The following is a 15013-nucleotide window of genomic DNA, read 5'->3' as shown; positions in this document are numbered from 1 at the left end:
CGATGGAGGTGGTGACGCGGTGCGGACCAGGGGGTTGCGGGCGGCGCTCGTGATGGTGCTGACCGTCCTGAGCCTGTCGGCATGCTTCGTCACCCCGATCGAGCAGGACCGGCACTCGCCGGGTGCGTCGCTGCGCTCCGGTCCGCAGACCGCCACACTCGCGGAGTCCGACGTCACCCCCGTCGTCGAGAATCCCGCCCCTCGGCTGCCCGCCACCGTCGACTCACTCCGGTACGGCGACGTGACCGTCGGCGACGCCGACCGGATCATCGCCGTCGACATCAACGGGACCCTCGGCAACATCGTGTACGCCCTCGGACTCGGGTCCCGCGTGGTGGGGCGCGACACATCCACCGCCTTTCCCTCGGCGAGGTCGCTGCCGGTGGTGACCAACCGCGGACACAGCCTCAACGCGGAATCCGTTCTCGCACTCGACCCGAGCGTGCTGCTCGTCAGCGAGTCGACCGTGCCGACCACCGCGGTCGACCAGATCCGCGACTCCGGGGTCGCCGTTGTGGTCTTCCCGGCAGCCCGCGATCTCGAGTCGAACGACACCCTGATGCGCTCGGTCGCCGCCGCGCTCGGTGTCCCCGACGCGGGCGAGAAGCTCGTCGCCCGGACCGACGCCCAGATCGAGGAGGCGCGCGAACTGGTGCCGGACCCGTCCGGAGATCCCACGATGGCGTTCCTCTACATCCGTGGACGCAACCTGCTGCTGCTGGCCGGGCCCGGATCGGGCGCCGACGACCTGATCGAGGCGCTCGGCGGCCGGGATGCCGGTGCGGCGGCCGATCTCACCGGCGCGTTCACCGCGATCAGCGCCGAGGCCATGATCACCGCCGACCCGGACGTCATCCTCGTGATGACCCAGGGCGCGGCGACGGTCGGCGGACCCGCGGGGGTCCTGACGTTGCCGGGTGTGGCCGACACCGAAGCCGGCCGAAATTCACGGGTCGTCCAGATGGACGAGACCCAGATCCTGGCGTTCGGACCCGAGGTCGGACTCGTGCTCGGCGCCCTCGCGAGGTCGATCTACGCATGACCGACCCGGCACCCACCCGGACGACGACAGCGCCGGCGACCGAACCGACCACCGCGTCGACGGCCTTCCCCTCCCCCGGCGACACACCGCATCGGGTCCGCGACCTCACCGTGGTCGCCGTGATGCTGGTCGCCACCGTCGTACTCGTCATCGTGTCGGCCGGCACCGGCAAGGTGTCGGTACCGCCGCTCGAGGTACTCGGCAGCATCGCCCACCACTTCCACCTCGACCTGGGACCGCTTCCGTCACACCCGAACGGCGAAGGCGCGCTGTGGAATGTGCGATTCCCCCGCATCGTGCTCGGACTGTTCGTCGGCGCCGCACTCGGTGCCGCGGGCTGCCTTCTCCAGGGTGTGCTCGCGAATCCGTTGGCCGAGCCGGGCATCATCGGCGTCTCCTCGGGCGCCGCGGTCGGCGCCTGCCTGATGATCGTGCTGGCCGGTGGGACCGCCGGAGTCGGTGGCGCCGCGGGCAATTGGGCTCTCGCCGGTGCCGCGTTCGTGTTCGGTCTGATCACGGCGGCGGCGGTGTACCTGTTGTCCCTCCGGGACGGCTCGTCGTCGGCGATCATGCTCGTGCTCACCGGCATCGCCGTCAACGCGTTCGCCGCCGGGATCATCGCGTTCCTGACCTTCGTCGCGACCACCGCCGCCCGCGAGCAGATCATCTTCTGGCAGCTCGGCTCGCTCGCCGGACGCACCTGGAGCGAGATCTGGGTCGTGGCACCACTCGTCGTCGCGGGTGTCGCCGCCTGCATGTTCCTCGTCCACAAGCTCGACCTGCTGGCCCTCGGCGACATCCAGGCCGCCTCCCTCGGCGTGAACGTCGAAGCCGTCCGTCGCCAGGCGATCGTCCTGACCGCGGTGTTGACCGCCGCCGCGGTCGCCTTCGCGGGGATCATCGCCTTCGTCGGCCTCGTGGTACCCCACGTGATGCGCCTCATCGTCGGACCGCGCCACGCGATCCTGCTGCCCACCAGCGTCATCGGCGGGGCCCTGGTCATCACCGCCGCCGACCTCGCCGCCCGGACGATGCTCGGTGACGCCGACCTCCCGCTCGGCATGTTCACGTCGCTGATCGGCGGTCCGGTGTTCTTCATCCTGCTGCGTCGCAGCCGTCATGCGGGTGCCGGATGGTGACCGCCGAGACCCCGGCCACGACGGTCCTGGGCATCCGCGCAGAGGATGTCTCGGTCGTCCTCGGCGGGCGCGAGGTGGTCCGCGGGGTGTCCCTCGACGTCGGGCCGGGTGAACTCGTCGCCCTGGTCGGACCCAACGGATGTGGCAAGTCGACGCTGCTGTCGGCGCTGTCGGGCACCCGCACGCCACAGCGGGGACACATCGAGGTCGACGGGCGCGACGTCACGTCGACCTCGATGCGCGAACTCGCGCGCCACCGCTCGCTGGTGACGCAGCAGAACCGGGTCGACACGCCCTTCACCGTGGCCCAGGTCGTCGCGATGGGCCGGTACCCGTGGCTGCGGACACCGCGCGCCGCCGACTCCCCCGCCGTGATCGCCGACGCGATGGCGCTGTGCGAACTCGGCGACATCGCCGACCGCCCGTTCGGACAGCTCTCCGGCGGCCAGCAGGCACGCGTCTCCCTGGCTCGTGCACTCGCCCAGGACACTCCCGTGATGATGCTCGACGAGCCGACCGCGGCCCTCGACATCCACCACCAGGAGCAGGTGCTCGACATCCTGCGCATCCATCGCGACGCGGGCAACGCGGTGCTGCTGGTGGTGCACGACCTGACTCTCGCGGCGGCCTACGCCGACCGGGTGGCCGTGATGAAGGACGGCCGGTTGCTGGCGAGCGGACCGACGTCCGAGGTGATGACCGTCGACCTGCTCAGCCGCACCTACGATCACCCCGTCGAGGTCATCGAGCACGCCGGTCGACGGGTGGTCCTGCCCGTCAGGGCAGAGGGCGCACCGCGTACCCCGGTCCGAGACCACCGAAGAAGTCGCGGGTGACGGCCACCGCGTTGTTCGAGTCCCCGCCACCCACGACGAGGGTCGCGAAGGCGATGTCGCCGCGGTAGCCGGCGAACCAGGCGTGTGACCCGCCGGCGAACTCAGCCTCACCTGTTTTGCCGAACACCGCTCCCTGCCCGTCGATCACCGATGCCGTACCGCTCGTGATCACGGCCCGCATCATCGGGCGGAGCTGGTCGTAGACCTCGGGCGCCATGGTCGGCGTCGGCCCCTCGACCTTCGTGGGCTTGTCCAGGATGAGTTGCGGCACCGGCGCCTTGGTGCCGTTCGCGACGGTCGCGGCGACGAGCGCGAGGCCCAGCGGCGAGACGAGCACCTTGCCCTGTCCGAAGCCGTCCTCACTGCGGGCGACGAGTTCGTTCTCGATCGGCACCGACCCGGACACGGCGTCGAGGCCGGCGATCTCGTACTGCTGTCCGATGCCCATCGCAGCCGCGGCGTGCGCGAGGTCCGACGGACCCATCTGGCTGGCGAGCTTGGCGAACGTGGTGTTGCACGACTGCGCGAACGCTCGCAGCATCGACACGGTGCCGAGCGAGAAACCGTCGTAGTTCGGGATCAGGCGCGGCCCGATCTGGATTGCACCGGGACATCCGACGGGGGTGTCGGGGGTGGCCATGCGTCGGCTGATCGCGGCCGCGGCGGTCACCATCTTGAACGTCGAGCCGGGCGGGTACAGACCGGTCGTCGCGATGGGACCCTGCCGGTCGGCGGCGGGATTCTGCGCAACCGCGAGGATCCGTCCGGTGGACGGTTGCACGGCCACGAGCGCGATCTGAAAACGGTTGGTGGCATTGACCGCTCGCTGGGCCGCGTTCTGCACCGTCCGGGACAGGCTCAGCGAGACCGCCGGCGCGGGGTCGGGGTCGTGATCGGCGAGCACGTCGGCGTCGAGGCCGTTGGGATTGACCGTGACCACGCGCCAGCCCGCGCGTCCCGACACCTCGGAGTCGACGACCTTCTTGACCTCGGTCAGCAGTGCGGGCGCGAATCTCGGGTCCTCGGGGACCAGTTCCGCCTGTTCATTGGTCACCACGCCGGGGATCGCCAGCTGGTCGCGCAGTCGGTCGAACTGCTCGTGCGAGAGCCGGGCGAGCGGGTACTGCTGCCGGTTGGCGGTGACCTGTTCGGTGATCGTCTGCTCGTCGAGCGACGGGCTGAACCGGCGCAGCACCGCCACCGCGGCGGTCACCGACTCGGCGATCGACGCTCCTTGTTCGGCGGCGGCGGCCGGGTCGAAGTTGACGCCGACGACGCTGCCGTTGACCATCACCTCCGAGCCGTCGGCCTCGTTGACCGTGGCGCGCGGCGCCTCGACGATCTGAAGCGAGAGCCGTTGGTCCGCACCGAGTTTCGGATGGATGTTCGTCGACGCCCAGCGCACCGCCCAGCCGTCGTCGGAGCGGCCCATCCGCAGGGTGGCGTCATAGGTCCAGTCGCGACCCCGCGGCAGCGCCCACTGGTAGTCGACGTCCACCTCGGCGGTGTCACCGGTGACGCGAACCCGGCCGGCCTGCGACTCGAGCGCCTCGGCACCCAGACCGGCCCAGGCCGACTCCATCGCGGACTCCGCAACGCCGGGTGCGTCGGTCAGTGCGGCCGCGGAGGCGACCTCACGGTCGGCATAGGCCTGGAGGAAGCGTTCGGCGGCGCGGCGGGGACCGTCGTCCTCGGAGGCCGAACAGCCGACCGTGGCCACCGTCACGGCAGCACACAGCGCGACGATCACCGCCGGGGTCCATCGAGTTCGCATGCGCCACATCGAGGTCGAGTCTAGGGTGGCGCGGTCGGATTCCCGCGACGCCACGCGGCAGGGCGGTCAGTCGACGAGGACGGTCGCGAAGGTGCCGACCTCGGTGAATCCGATGCGCTCGTACACCGCCCGCGCGGTGACGTTGAAGCCGTTCACGTAGAGACTGGGGATACGCCCGTGCGCGGCGACGGCCTCCGCGACGGCGGCGGTGCCGCCCAGCCCGAGCCCCTCGCCACGACGGTCGGGAGCGACCCAGACACCCTGGATCTGGCCGACCCGGCGGGACAGCGAGCCGATCTCGGCCTTGAACACCACGTCGGGGCCGTCGAACCGCGCGAACACCCGCTGCGCGGTGATGAGCGAGGCGAGGCGACGCCGGTAGGACCGGCCGCCGTCGCCGGCCGTCGGATCGACACCGACCTCGCCGATGAACATGTCGATGGCCGCGGGCATGTACGCGTCCAGGTCGTCGAGGGTCACCAGCCGCACCAGGGGGTCGGCGGGTACCGCCGAGCAGGTGGTGAGGGCGAGCAGCGGCTGCACCGGTCTGACCTCTCGCGCCGGACCCCACACCGGCTCGATCTGGTCCCACATCTGCAACACGAGTTCGGCGCGGCCGACGATCGACGAACACGCCCGCGGGGCGGCGACGGCGCGGTCGGAGAAGTAGTCGAGATCGCCCGGCGACCCGACGAGCGGGATCAGATTCGCGCCGGAGAAACAGAGCGACGACGCCGGATTGTGCGCCGTCCACAGCTCACCGCCGAGGAGGCGGGGGTTGATCCCGTGCGTCTCGAATCGGGCCGCCACCATGCACATCGCCACCGGGTCGGAGGTGAGGACACGTTCGACGGCAGCCGCATCACGAGCGCCGAGCGGCTTGTCGCCCAGTAGCTTCAGCAACGCCGCTCCTCCTCTCCGGGCTTCCGCCGACCTACGAAACGGTCACCACGGGCGCGCCCACAGTTGTACCGTCTCCAGTTTCTCCTGATTCCTCGGCGATCCGCAGCGCTTCTTCGATCAAGGTCTCCACGATCTGCGCCTCGGGGACGGTCTTGATGACCTCACCCTTGACGAAGATCTGACCCTTGCCGTTGCCGGATGCGACGCCGAGGTCGGCTTCCCGGGCTTCGCCGGGACCGTTGACGACGCACCCCATCACGGCGACGCGCAGCGGTACCTCCATGCCCTCGAGTCCCGCGGTGACCTCGTCGGCGAGTTTGTACACGTCGACCTGGGCGCGTCCGCACGACGGGCAGGAGACGATTTCGAGTTTGCGGGGGCGGAGATTCAGCGACTGCAGGATCTGATCGCCGACCTTGATCTCCTCGGCCGGCGGTGCCGACAGCGACACTCGGATGGTGTCGCCGATGCCCTCGCTGAGGAGCGCACCGAACGCCACCGCGGACTTGATCGTGCCCTGGAACGACGGCCCGGCCTCGGTGACGCCGAGGTGCAGCGGGTAGTCACAGGCGGCGGCGAGCTGGCGGTAGGCCTCCACCATGATCACCGGGTCGTTGTGCTTCACCGAGATCTTGATGTCGCCGAAGCCGTGCTCCTCGAACAGCCCGGCCTCCCAGAGCGCCGACTCGACGAGGGCCTCGGGGGTCGCCTTGCCGTACTTCTGCAGGATGCGCTTGTCGAGCGAGCCGGCGTTGACGCCGATCCGGATCGGGATGCCGGCATCACCGGCCGCCTTGGCGACCTCCTTCACCCGACCGTCGAACTCCTTGATGTTGCCCGGGTTGACACGCACCGCGGCACACCCGGCGTCGATCGCGGCGAAGATGTACTTCGGCTGGAAGTGGATGTCGGCGATCACCGGGATCTTGGACTTCTTGGCGATGATCGGCAGCGCTTCGGCGTCCTCGGGACGGGGGCACGCGACGCGCACGATGTCGCATCCCGAGGCGGTCAGCTCGGCGATCTGCTGGAGCGTGGCGTTGATGTCGTGGGTCTTGGTCGTCGTCATCGACTGCACCGAGATCGGGTGGTCGCTGCCGACGCCGACCGAGCCGACGAAGAACTGCCGGGTCTTTCGCCGCGGGGCGAGCACCGGGGGTGGCCCGGCGGGCATGCCGAGTCCGATCGGCACGGCGTTCGCGGGAGTCGGGGCGTTCATCTCGTTCACCTCTGGGGAATCGGAGTGTCGGTGTGGTCGGGCGGGGTCACAGGGTGTTCGTCGTGCGGGCTCACGCCGGATGTGTTCACCAGGGATTGATCGGGTTGACGATGTCGGCGGTGAGCGTGAGCACCATGAAGCCGGCCATCACCACCACCGCCGCGTAGGTGATCGGGAGCAGCTTGTAGTAGTCGACGGCACCACCGGGGGCGCGGCCGAACCAGCGCCGCACGGTGTCGCGCCCCTTCTCGTAGCCGACGATCGCCATGTGCCCGCCGTCGAGCGGGAGCAACGGCACCAGGTTGAACAGCCCCAGGAAGAAGTTGATGCTGATCAGGAGCATCCAGAACATGTCCCACAGACCGCGCTCGACGGCCTGGCCGCCGAGCACCGACGCGCCGTAGACGCTGACCGGGGTGTCGAGTGCGCGTTCCCCGCCGGTGACCGCCGTCCACAGGTCACCGATCTTCGACGGCAGCGACAGCAGTGCGTTCCAGGTCTCGACGATGAGGTCACCGGTGAACGCGAACGCGCCGGGCACGATGTCGATCACGCCGTACTGGATCATCCCCGGCGGGACGTCGTAGGCGATGCCGACCATGTTGTAGGTCTGGGTCTCCGTCGTGCCGTCCGACTTCGTCGCGGTGACCGTGACGGGTTCCGGGGTCATCGTCAGGTCGAGTCGGCGGCCGTCACGGTCGACGGTCAGCGCGACCGGTCCGGTCGACTCGCGGATCACCGGGGTCAGGTCCGACGCCTGGCCGACCGGCTGACCGTTGATGGCGACGATGTCGTCGCCCGGGAGCAGTCCGGCGGCACCCGCGGGACCGGAACCGGTGCACGGGGAGTTCGTCTGGTCATTGCCGGCGATGGTGATGGTCGACGACACGCACTGGGTCTCGGCGACCCGCGCGGGCACCGGCGGCGGACTGAGGTCGGGCAACCCGAAACTCAATCCGACGATGATGATCAGCACGAAACCGAGGATGAAGTTCTGGGCCGGTCCGGCGAACAGCACGACGAGGCGCTTCCACGCCTTCTGCTTGTACATCGCCCGGTCTTTCTCGTCCCAGGCGAGTTCCTCGTGCGGGGTCATCCCCGCGATGTCGCAGAAGCCGCCCAGCGGCAGCGCCTTGATCCCGTACTCGGTCTCGCCTCGACGGGTGGACCAGATCGTGGGACCGAAGCCGACGAAGTACCGTCGGACCTTCATGCCCGTCGCCTGCGCGGCCCACATGTGACCACACTCATGCCAGGCGACCGACAGCAACAGCGCCACGGCAAACAGCGTCACGCCGATCGCGAAACTCACGTACCTACTCCATCCGGATCACGGGGCGTACCCGCTCACGAGGGCCGCCGATCAGAAGGATGCGGCCGCGACCAGCTGCGCAGCGCTATCCCGGGCCCACCGATCGGCGGCGAAGACCTCTTCCACAGTACCTGGCGTCCGGGCCCACTGATCGGCCTCGCCGAGCACCTCCTCGATGACCTCGACGATGCGCGGGAAGCGGATCGCGCCCGCGAAGAACCCGGCCGCGGCGGCCTCGTTCGCCGCGTTGTAGACGGCCGTCAGGCTGCCCCCCGCGCTTCCCGCGCGCCGCGCCAGCTCGATCGCCGGGAACACCGTGTCGTCGACGGGCTCGAACGTCCACGACGACGCGGTCGAGAAGTCGCACGCGGCCGACGAACCAGGCACCCGGTCCGGCCATCCCAGGGCCAGCGCGATGGGCAGTTTCATCGACGGCGGTGAGGCCTTGGCCACGGTTGCGCCGTCGACGAAGGTCACCATCGAGTGCACGATCGACTGCGGGTGGACGGTGACGTCGATGTGGTCGTAGTCGACGCCGAACAGCAGATGCGCCTCGATGACCTCGAGCGCCTTGTTGACCAGGGTCGCCGAGTTGAGCGTGATCATCGGACCCATCGACCACGTGGGATGGTGGCCGGCCTGCTCGGGGGTGACGTCCTCGAGCTGCGCGCGGGTCCACCCCCGGAACGGGCCACCCGAGGCGGTGAGGACCAGCCGGTCGACCTCGGCTGCCGTCCCGGCGCGCAGGCACTGCGCGATGGCGGAGTGCTCGGAGTCGACCGGCACGATCTGCCCGGGCGCGGCCGCGTCGAGGACGAGTGCGCCACCGGCGACGAGCGACTCCTTGTTGGCCAGCGCGAGCCGGGCACCCGATCGGAGTGCGGTGAGACTGGGCGCGAGTCCGATCGACCCGACGACCGCGTTGAGGATCACATCCACCCCGGTGTCCGCGACGACCGCGTCGATCAGGTCGCACATGGCGTCGGGCCCGCCGAGCACCCGGCCGCCGAGCCGTTCGGAGAGTTCCGGTGCCCGCGCGGCATCCGCGACGGCGATCCGCGCGGCCGGGACGCCGAACGCGGCGGCCTGTTCGGCGAGGAGACCGGGGTGCGATCCGCCGGCGCCGAGACCGACGACCTCGAAGAGGTCCGGGTGCTCGGCGACCACCTCGAGCGCCTGGACGCCGATGGAACCGGTGGAACCGAGGATCAGCACACGTGTGGGCACGCACCCATTCTGGACCATCCCGATTCGGCGGACGCCGTCGCCGGTGGCACCGGACAGACCCGCGGGCGCGGTGTGCCGCTATGCTGCTCGGAGAACTACTACCGATCGTCAGACATCTGACGTCCGCGCTGTGAGGAGTGGCTGTGGCAAGCACCGATGTGGAGCACACTGTGGGGCATGGCGAAGGAGGCCACGTCGAGGTCATCGACACCGGCTGGCGCCGCGAGCCCGCCGATGCCCCGTCCGCCCGGTTCGGCTGGCACGGTGCGGCGACCAAGACCTTCTACGGTGCGGCCATCTTCTTCGCGCTGTTCCTGCTCGCGATGATCATCGGCAACCACACCGGCCACATCGAGGACCTGTACCTCATCGCCTTCGCCGTGGGGACGCTGTTCTTCGCGGTCCGCGGCTGGTGGATGAACCGCGGAAAGTGGTCCTGACCGCCACGACACCAGATCCATGAGAGACGCCGAGCGGTGATCCGCTCGGCGTTTTCTCGTTCTGCCTCGTCGTGCCTCAGCGCTCCTCGGCGGCCAGCTGTCCGCAGGCGGCGGCGATCTCCTGACCGCGCGTGTCGCGGACGGTGCACGAGACTCCCTGTTCGCGGACACGCCGGACGAACTCGCGTTCGACCGGTTTGGGACTGGCGTCCCATTCCGAGCCCGGCGTCGGATTCAGCGGGATGAGGTTCACGTGCACGAGTGACCCGAGGGCGCGGTGCAGTTTCTGCCCCAGCAGGTCGGCTCGCCAGGGCTGGTCGTTGACGTCCCGGATGAGGGCGTACTCGATCGAGACGCGTCGTCCGGTGGTGTCGGCGTAGTAGCGGGCCGCCTCGAGGACCTCGTCGACCGACCATCGGTTGTTCACCGGGACGAGGGTGTCGCGCAGCTCGTCGTCGGGCGTGTGGAGCGAGACGGCGAGGGTGACCGCGAGGCCCTCGTCGGCGAGACGACGGATCGACGGCGCGAGGCCGACGGTCGACACGGTCACCGAGCGTGCCGAGATCCCGAGACCGTCCGGCGCCGGCGAGGTGATCTGCCGGACTGCGTTCACCACGCGCTTGTAGTTGGCCAGCGGCTCGCCCATGCCCATGAACACGACGTTCGACAGGCGCCCGGGCTCGCCGAGCTCGCCGTCACGCAGCGCACGAGCCGCGGCACGGACCTGGTCGACGATCTCGGCTGTCGACAGGTTGCGATCGAGCCCGCCCTGTCCGGTCGCGCAGAACGGGCAGGCCATGCCGCATCCGGCCTGGCTCGAGATACACAGGGTGTTCCGCTCGGTGTAGCGCATGAGAACGCTCTCGAGGAGGGTGCCGTCGTGCAGACGCCACAGCGTCTTGCGGGTGGAGTCGTCGTCGCAGGAGATGTGCCGGACCGGGGTCAACAGCTGCGGGAAGAGCTTGTCCCGCACCCCTTCGCGGGAGCCTGCGGGCAGGTCGGTCATCTCGTCGACGTTGCCGTTGAGACGCGCGTAGTACTGACGGGCCAGCTGATCGGCCCGGAACTTCGGCAGCCCCAGCTCGGCCAGCGCCGCGACGCGACCGGCGGCGTCGAGGTCGGCGAAGTGTGTCGGCGGACGCCCGCGTCGGGGCGCGTCGAACACAAGTGGCAATGAGGTCATTTCGCCATTGTCGCATGTCATGATGAAGCGATGACGACACCCGAGGACCGACGGCACACGGGTTCGGTACCTGCGTGGGGCGAACAGCCCGCCGGGGCACCGGTACCGGCGACCGGCCACCCGCACACACCTGATCAGCACTCCCCCGACCCCGACCACCGCGATCGCCTCCGACGCACGGTCGCCGATGTGGAGCACACGCGGACCCGGGCGACCTGGTTCGGCGTGGTGATCGGTGCGATCATCCTCGTCCTGCTCCTGGTCTTCATCGTGCAGAACCTCGACTCGCAGGAGATCGAGCTGCTGTTCTGGGAAGTGAATCTGCCGCTCGGGGTGAGCCTGCTCATCGCGGCCATCGCCGGCGCGCTGATCGTGGCGCTCGTGGGCGGTCTGCGGATGCTACAGCTGCGGCGTGCGCTGAAGAAGGCCGCGAAGTAGCACGGACGCCGGGGCCCTTGCCCGGGGTCAGAGCAGTGCGGTCAGCACGACCCACACCACGAACGCCGACGGCAGCAGGCTGTCGAGGCGGTCCATGATGCCGCCGTGCCCGGGCAGCAGTGTGCCCATGTCCTTGATGCCGAGATCGCGCTTCACCTGCGATTCGACGAGATCACCGAGGGTCGCGCAGACCACCAGGACCGGTCCCAGGATGATGCCGATCCACCAGTGGCTCTCCAGCAGATACACCACGCATCCGACGGCGCCGACGGTGCCGACGACGAGGGAGCCCACCATGCCTTCCCAGGACTTCTTCGGGCTGATCGCCGGTGCCATCGGGTGCTTGCCGAACATCACGCCCGCGGCATAGCCGCCGACGTCGGAGCACACCACTACGACCATCAGCGTGGCCACCCGCGCGGCGCCGTCGTCCTGCACCACGAGGTGCGCGCCGAACGAGGCGAGCAGCGGCAGCCACGCCAGGACGAACACGGTGACCGCGAGGTCGCGCAGGTAGTCGACCGGCGCATTGTTGATGCCTTGCCCGAGGAGCTTCCACACCATGGACACCAGGACCGTCGCCACGAAGGCGACGAGCGCGCCGGTCGGGCCCCAGGGCCAGCTCGCCCAGATTATGGCCTGCCCGCCGATGAGAAGCGGCCAGAGCGCCACCGCGTATCCACCGGTCCGGAGGCGTTTGACGACCTCCCAGGTGGCGATCGCGAAGGCGACCGCCACGAGGCCGTACCAGACCTTCGGTACGAAGATCAGGATCGCGATGATGCTGATGCCGAGCGTGCCGCCGACCGCGATGGCGGCCGGCAGATCGCGCCCCGCGCGCGACTTCTTCTCACCGCCTCGTTGCGGAACCTCGTTCACACCTCGAGCAATTCGTCTTCTTTGTGCTTCACCAGCTCGTCGATCTGATGCACATAGGTCGCCGTGGTCTTGTCCAGTTCCTTCTCGGCGCGGGTGACCTCGTCTTCGCCGGCCTCGCCGTCCTTCTGGATGCGCTTGAGCTCGTCGGCCGCCTTGCGACGCACGTTGCGGATCGCGACCTTCGCGTCCTCACCCTTGCCCTTGGCCTGCTTGACGAGCTCGCGGCGCCGCTCCTCGGTGAGCTGTGGGACGGCGACCCGGATGATCGTGCCGTCGTTGGTCGGATTGACCCCGAGGTCGGAGTTGCGGATCGCGGTCTCGATGTCACGCAGCGTCGACGCCTCGTACGGCTTGATCACGACGAGGCGCGGTTCGGGCGTGTTGATGCTCGCAACCTGCGTCACGGGGGTGATCGAGCCGTAGTACTCGATGTTGATCTTGTTGAACATGGACGGGTTGGCGCGCCCGGTCCGGATCGAACCCATGTCCTCCTTGGCGACGTTGACCGCCTTCTCCATCTTCTCCTCGGCGTCGAGCAACGCGTCGTCGATCATGTTCGTCCTTGTTCCGTTCAGTCGGTGTTCTCGTCGATCTCAGGGTCAGGCGTCGGGTTCAGGTGCTGACCAGGGTGCCGATGCGGTCGCCTGCGACTGCACGGGCGATATTGCCCTGTTGGAGCAAATTGAACACCAAGATCGGCATCTTGTTGTCCATACACAGGCTGAAGGCCGTCGCGTCGGCGACCTTGAGCTCCTTGTCGAGCACCTCGCGGTGGGTGATCTCGGTGAACATCGTGGCGTCGGGGTTGGTGCGCGGGTCGGCGTCGTACACACCGTCGACCGCCTTGGCCATCAGGACCACCTCGGCCTTGATCTCCAGCGCACGCTGGGCGGCGGTGGTGTCGGTGGAGAAGTACGGCATCCCCATGCCCGCGCCGAAGATCACCACGCGCCCCTTCTCCAGGTGCCGCTGTGCACGCAGCGGCAGGTACGGCTCGGCCACCTGTCCCATCGTGATGGCGGTCTGCACCCGGGTCGAGATCCCGCGCTTCTCCAGGAAGTCCTGCAGCGCAAGGCAGTTCATGACCGTGCCGAGCATGCCCATGTAGTCCGAGCGGCTTCGGTCGAGGCCTCGTTGCTGCAGTTCGGCGCCGCGGAAGAAGTTCCCGCCGCCGATCACGACGGCGACCTGGACACCGGAATTGACGACGTCGGCGATCTGGTCGGCGACGGTGCCCACCACGTCGGGATCGAGCCCGACCTCTCCTCCACCGAACATCTCGCCGCCCAACTTCAGCAAGACCCTACGGAATCCATCCCGCCGGATGGGGTCGGACGCTTCACTCATCGGCTTCCTCACTCGTCGGTTCGGTGAACTATCGTACGTCTTCACCGGAATCGACCCGCGACACGCGTCGTGCGCGCCGCGGGAGAGTTCACCCGCGCAGGGCCGCCTCGAACTGCGGCCAGGCACGATGCAGTTCGTCCTGCCAGTACGGCCACGCGTGGGTGCCGCCTTCATAGAGGTGGAACGTCGCCGGGACACCGATGTCGCGCATCCGGCGCCGGAGGTTGCGCGTGCACTGCGCCGTGGCCGTCTCGATCACCGCCCCGACCGCGATCTGGTCGAACAGCTTGGAGCCGTTGCCGTCGATACCGGGACCGTCCAGGGTGTCGTATCGGCCCGGCATCCCGGACCCGTTCGACACGTAGATCGACGTCCCCCGGAACTCCTCGGCATGCAGGTACGGGTCGTTGGCACGCCAGGCCGGATCGTCGGGCGGTCCCCACATGTTCAGGGTGTTCCCACCGCCGCGACCCTCGACGACCATCCGGACGACGGCCTGACCGAGCGGATCGCTGGTCTGGGCACAGCCGCTGAACGAACCGAGTGCCTGATACACGGACGGTGCGTGAAGGGCCAACTGGAACACCGACGTGCCCGCCATCGAGATCCCGGCGATCGCGTTGCGTCCGGTGCCGTCGAAGCGCTCGTCGATCGTTGCGGGCAGCTCCTCGGTGAGGAAGGTCGCCCATTTCTGCCTCCCCAACACGGGGTCGGGTCGCTGCCAGTCGGTGAAGTAACTCGCCGCGCCGCCCATCGGGACGACGATGTTGACGTTCTCGTCGGCGAAGAACGTCCGGATGTCGGTCCGGTCGAACCAGCTGCTCCCGCCGTCGCCGCCCGCCGCTCCGTTGAGGAGGTAGAGCGTCGGCGCGGGCCCGGTTCCGCGGGCGGGCCACACCTTGACCGGAACCACCCGGCGCATCGCGGCGGACCGGACGCCGACCTCGATCTCGCCTCCGCGCTGAACCGTCTCGGCGACGATGCGAGCGGGCGCGGGTGACGCGGCGGCGGGCACCACCATTCCGAGAGTCGAGACGACCAGCGCGGTCACGAGTACGGCCACCCGCATCGGCGAGTGCCTGCGCCACGCCCGATCCACGTCGGCAGACCCGTCGTCCATACCCCTCGCCTTCATTCGGGTGCGACCGGCGTCACACGCAACCACGGCAGTGTGCCCGACGCACCGCCGGATGTCCACATGGGTCAATCGTCCGGCACCACAACGGCATTCGATGACACAGAGAGACGAGGACTGTTACAGCGTCTCATCACAC

15 protein-coding genes are annotated in these 15013 nt (G+C 69.0%); 5 read left to right on the top strand and 10 right to left on the bottom strand.

From position 1 onward, the window contains the following. Positions 1-19 precede the first annotated feature (19 nt). The 3 genes from AC3B6C_RS17920 to AC3B6C_RS17910 are packed head-to-tail and all read left to right on the top strand — an operon-like array spanning position 20 to position 3017. Positions 20-1042: a heme/hemin ABC transporter substrate-binding protein gene (locus tag AC3B6C_RS17920; RefSeq protein ID WP_014926487.1), complete on the top strand. Its 1023-nt coding sequence runs from the start codon at positions 20-22 to the stop codon at positions 1040-1042. After that, positions 1039-2181, top strand: coding sequence for a FecCD family ABC transporter permease (locus tag AC3B6C_RS17915; protein WP_488373652.1), 1143 nt, complete (start codon positions 1039-1041; stop codon positions 2179-2181). Before AC3B6C_RS17920 ends, AC3B6C_RS17915 begins: the two co-directional genes overlap by 4 nt. Continuing rightward, on the top strand, positions 2175-3017 hold the full coding sequence (locus AC3B6C_RS17910; protein ID WP_488357782.1) for a heme ABC transporter ATP-binding protein: 843 nt from the start codon (positions 2175-2177) through the stop codon (positions 3015-3017). Before AC3B6C_RS17915 ends, AC3B6C_RS17910 begins: the two co-directional genes overlap by 7 nt. Here the strand turns inward: AC3B6C_RS17910 and AC3B6C_RS17905 are convergent. The 5 genes from AC3B6C_RS17905 to dxr form a co-directional block, all read right to left on the bottom strand. Then, positions 2959-4800, bottom strand: coding sequence for a penicillin-binding transpeptidase domain-containing protein (locus tag AC3B6C_RS17905; protein ID WP_488373651.1), 1842 nt, complete (start codon positions 4798-4800; stop codon positions 2959-2961). The genes AC3B6C_RS17910 and AC3B6C_RS17905 overlap by 59 nt on opposite strands. Before the next feature lie 57 nt (positions 4801-4857). Beyond that, positions 4858-5694 carry a GNAT family N-acetyltransferase gene (locus tag AC3B6C_RS17900; RefSeq protein ID WP_010841479.1) on the bottom strand — a complete coding sequence of 279 codons (837 nt, stop codon included), beginning with the start codon at positions 5692-5694 and terminating at the stop codon, positions 4858-4860. Between the two features lie 31 nt (positions 5695-5725). Then, positions 5726-6913 (bottom strand): flavodoxin-dependent (E)-4-hydroxy-3-methylbut-2-enyl-diphosphate synthase, encoded by a 1188-nt coding sequence (gene ispG, locus AC3B6C_RS17895; RefSeq protein WP_014926482.1) that lies wholly within the window; start codon positions 6911-6913, stop codon positions 5726-5728. Between the two features lie 85 nt (positions 6914-6998). Beyond that, entirely contained in the window at positions 6999-8225 is a 1227-nt protein-coding gene (locus AC3B6C_RS17890; protein WP_488373650.1) for a M50 family metallopeptidase, read from the bottom strand. 51 nt (positions 8226-8276) lie between these two features. Continuing rightward, entirely contained in the window at positions 8277-9452 is a 1176-nt protein-coding gene (dxr, locus tag AC3B6C_RS17885) for a 1-deoxy-D-xylulose-5-phosphate reductoisomerase (protein WP_488373649.1), read from the bottom strand. Between the two features lie 143 nt (positions 9453-9595). On the opposite strand from dxr, the gene AC3B6C_RS17880 reads away from it, so the two are divergent. Continuing rightward, positions 9596-9892, top strand: coding sequence for a DUF2631 domain-containing protein (locus AC3B6C_RS17880; RefSeq protein ID WP_014926479.1), 297 nt, complete (start codon positions 9596-9598; stop codon positions 9890-9892). A gap of 76 nt (positions 9893-9968) precedes the next feature. Here the strand turns inward: AC3B6C_RS17880 and rlmN are convergent, their stop codons facing one another. Next, complete coding sequence (rlmN, locus tag AC3B6C_RS17875; protein WP_010841484.1) at positions 9969-11075, bottom strand: dual-specificity RNA methyltransferase RlmN; 1107 nt, start codon at positions 11073-11075, stop codon at positions 9969-9971. 30 nt (positions 11076-11105) lie between these two features. Here rlmN and AC3B6C_RS17870 point away from each other — a divergent pair, with 30 nt between their 5' ends. Next, positions 11106-11513, top strand: a complete 408-nt coding sequence (locus AC3B6C_RS17870) for a LapA family protein (RefSeq protein WP_010841485.1) — start codon at positions 11106-11108, stop codon at positions 11511-11513. Between the two features lie 27 nt (positions 11514-11540). Here AC3B6C_RS17870 and AC3B6C_RS17865 read toward each other — a convergent pair whose 3' ends face one another. From AC3B6C_RS17865 to AC3B6C_RS17850, 4 genes are all read right to left on the bottom strand, one after another. Beyond that, complete coding sequence (locus AC3B6C_RS17865; protein ID WP_014926477.1) at positions 11541-12392, bottom strand: phosphatidate cytidylyltransferase; 852 nt, start codon at positions 12390-12392, stop codon at positions 11541-11543. Then, a complete protein-coding gene (frr, locus tag AC3B6C_RS17860; RefSeq protein ID WP_010841487.1) occupies positions 12389-12946 on the bottom strand; it encodes a ribosome recycling factor in 558 nt (185 codons plus the stop codon). The genes AC3B6C_RS17865 and frr overlap by 4 nt, the downstream gene beginning before the upstream one ends. 58 nt (positions 12947-13004) lie before the next feature. After that, positions 13005-13739 carry a UMP kinase gene (pyrH, locus tag AC3B6C_RS17855; RefSeq protein WP_010841488.1) on the bottom strand — a complete coding sequence of 245 codons (735 nt, stop codon included), beginning with the start codon at positions 13737-13739 and terminating at the stop codon, positions 13005-13007. A gap of 88 nt (positions 13740-13827) precedes the next feature. Next, positions 13828-14859 (bottom strand): alpha/beta hydrolase, encoded by a 1032-nt coding sequence (locus AC3B6C_RS17850; protein WP_488357775.1) that lies wholly within the window; start codon positions 14857-14859, stop codon positions 13828-13830. Positions 14860-15013 lie beyond the last annotated feature (154 nt).

Source organism: Gordonia sp. 11cp, assembly GCF_057767225.1.
The sequence above is the reverse complement of the archived record's forward strand: the minus strand, read 5'-3'. Positions and strand labels throughout refer to the sequence as shown.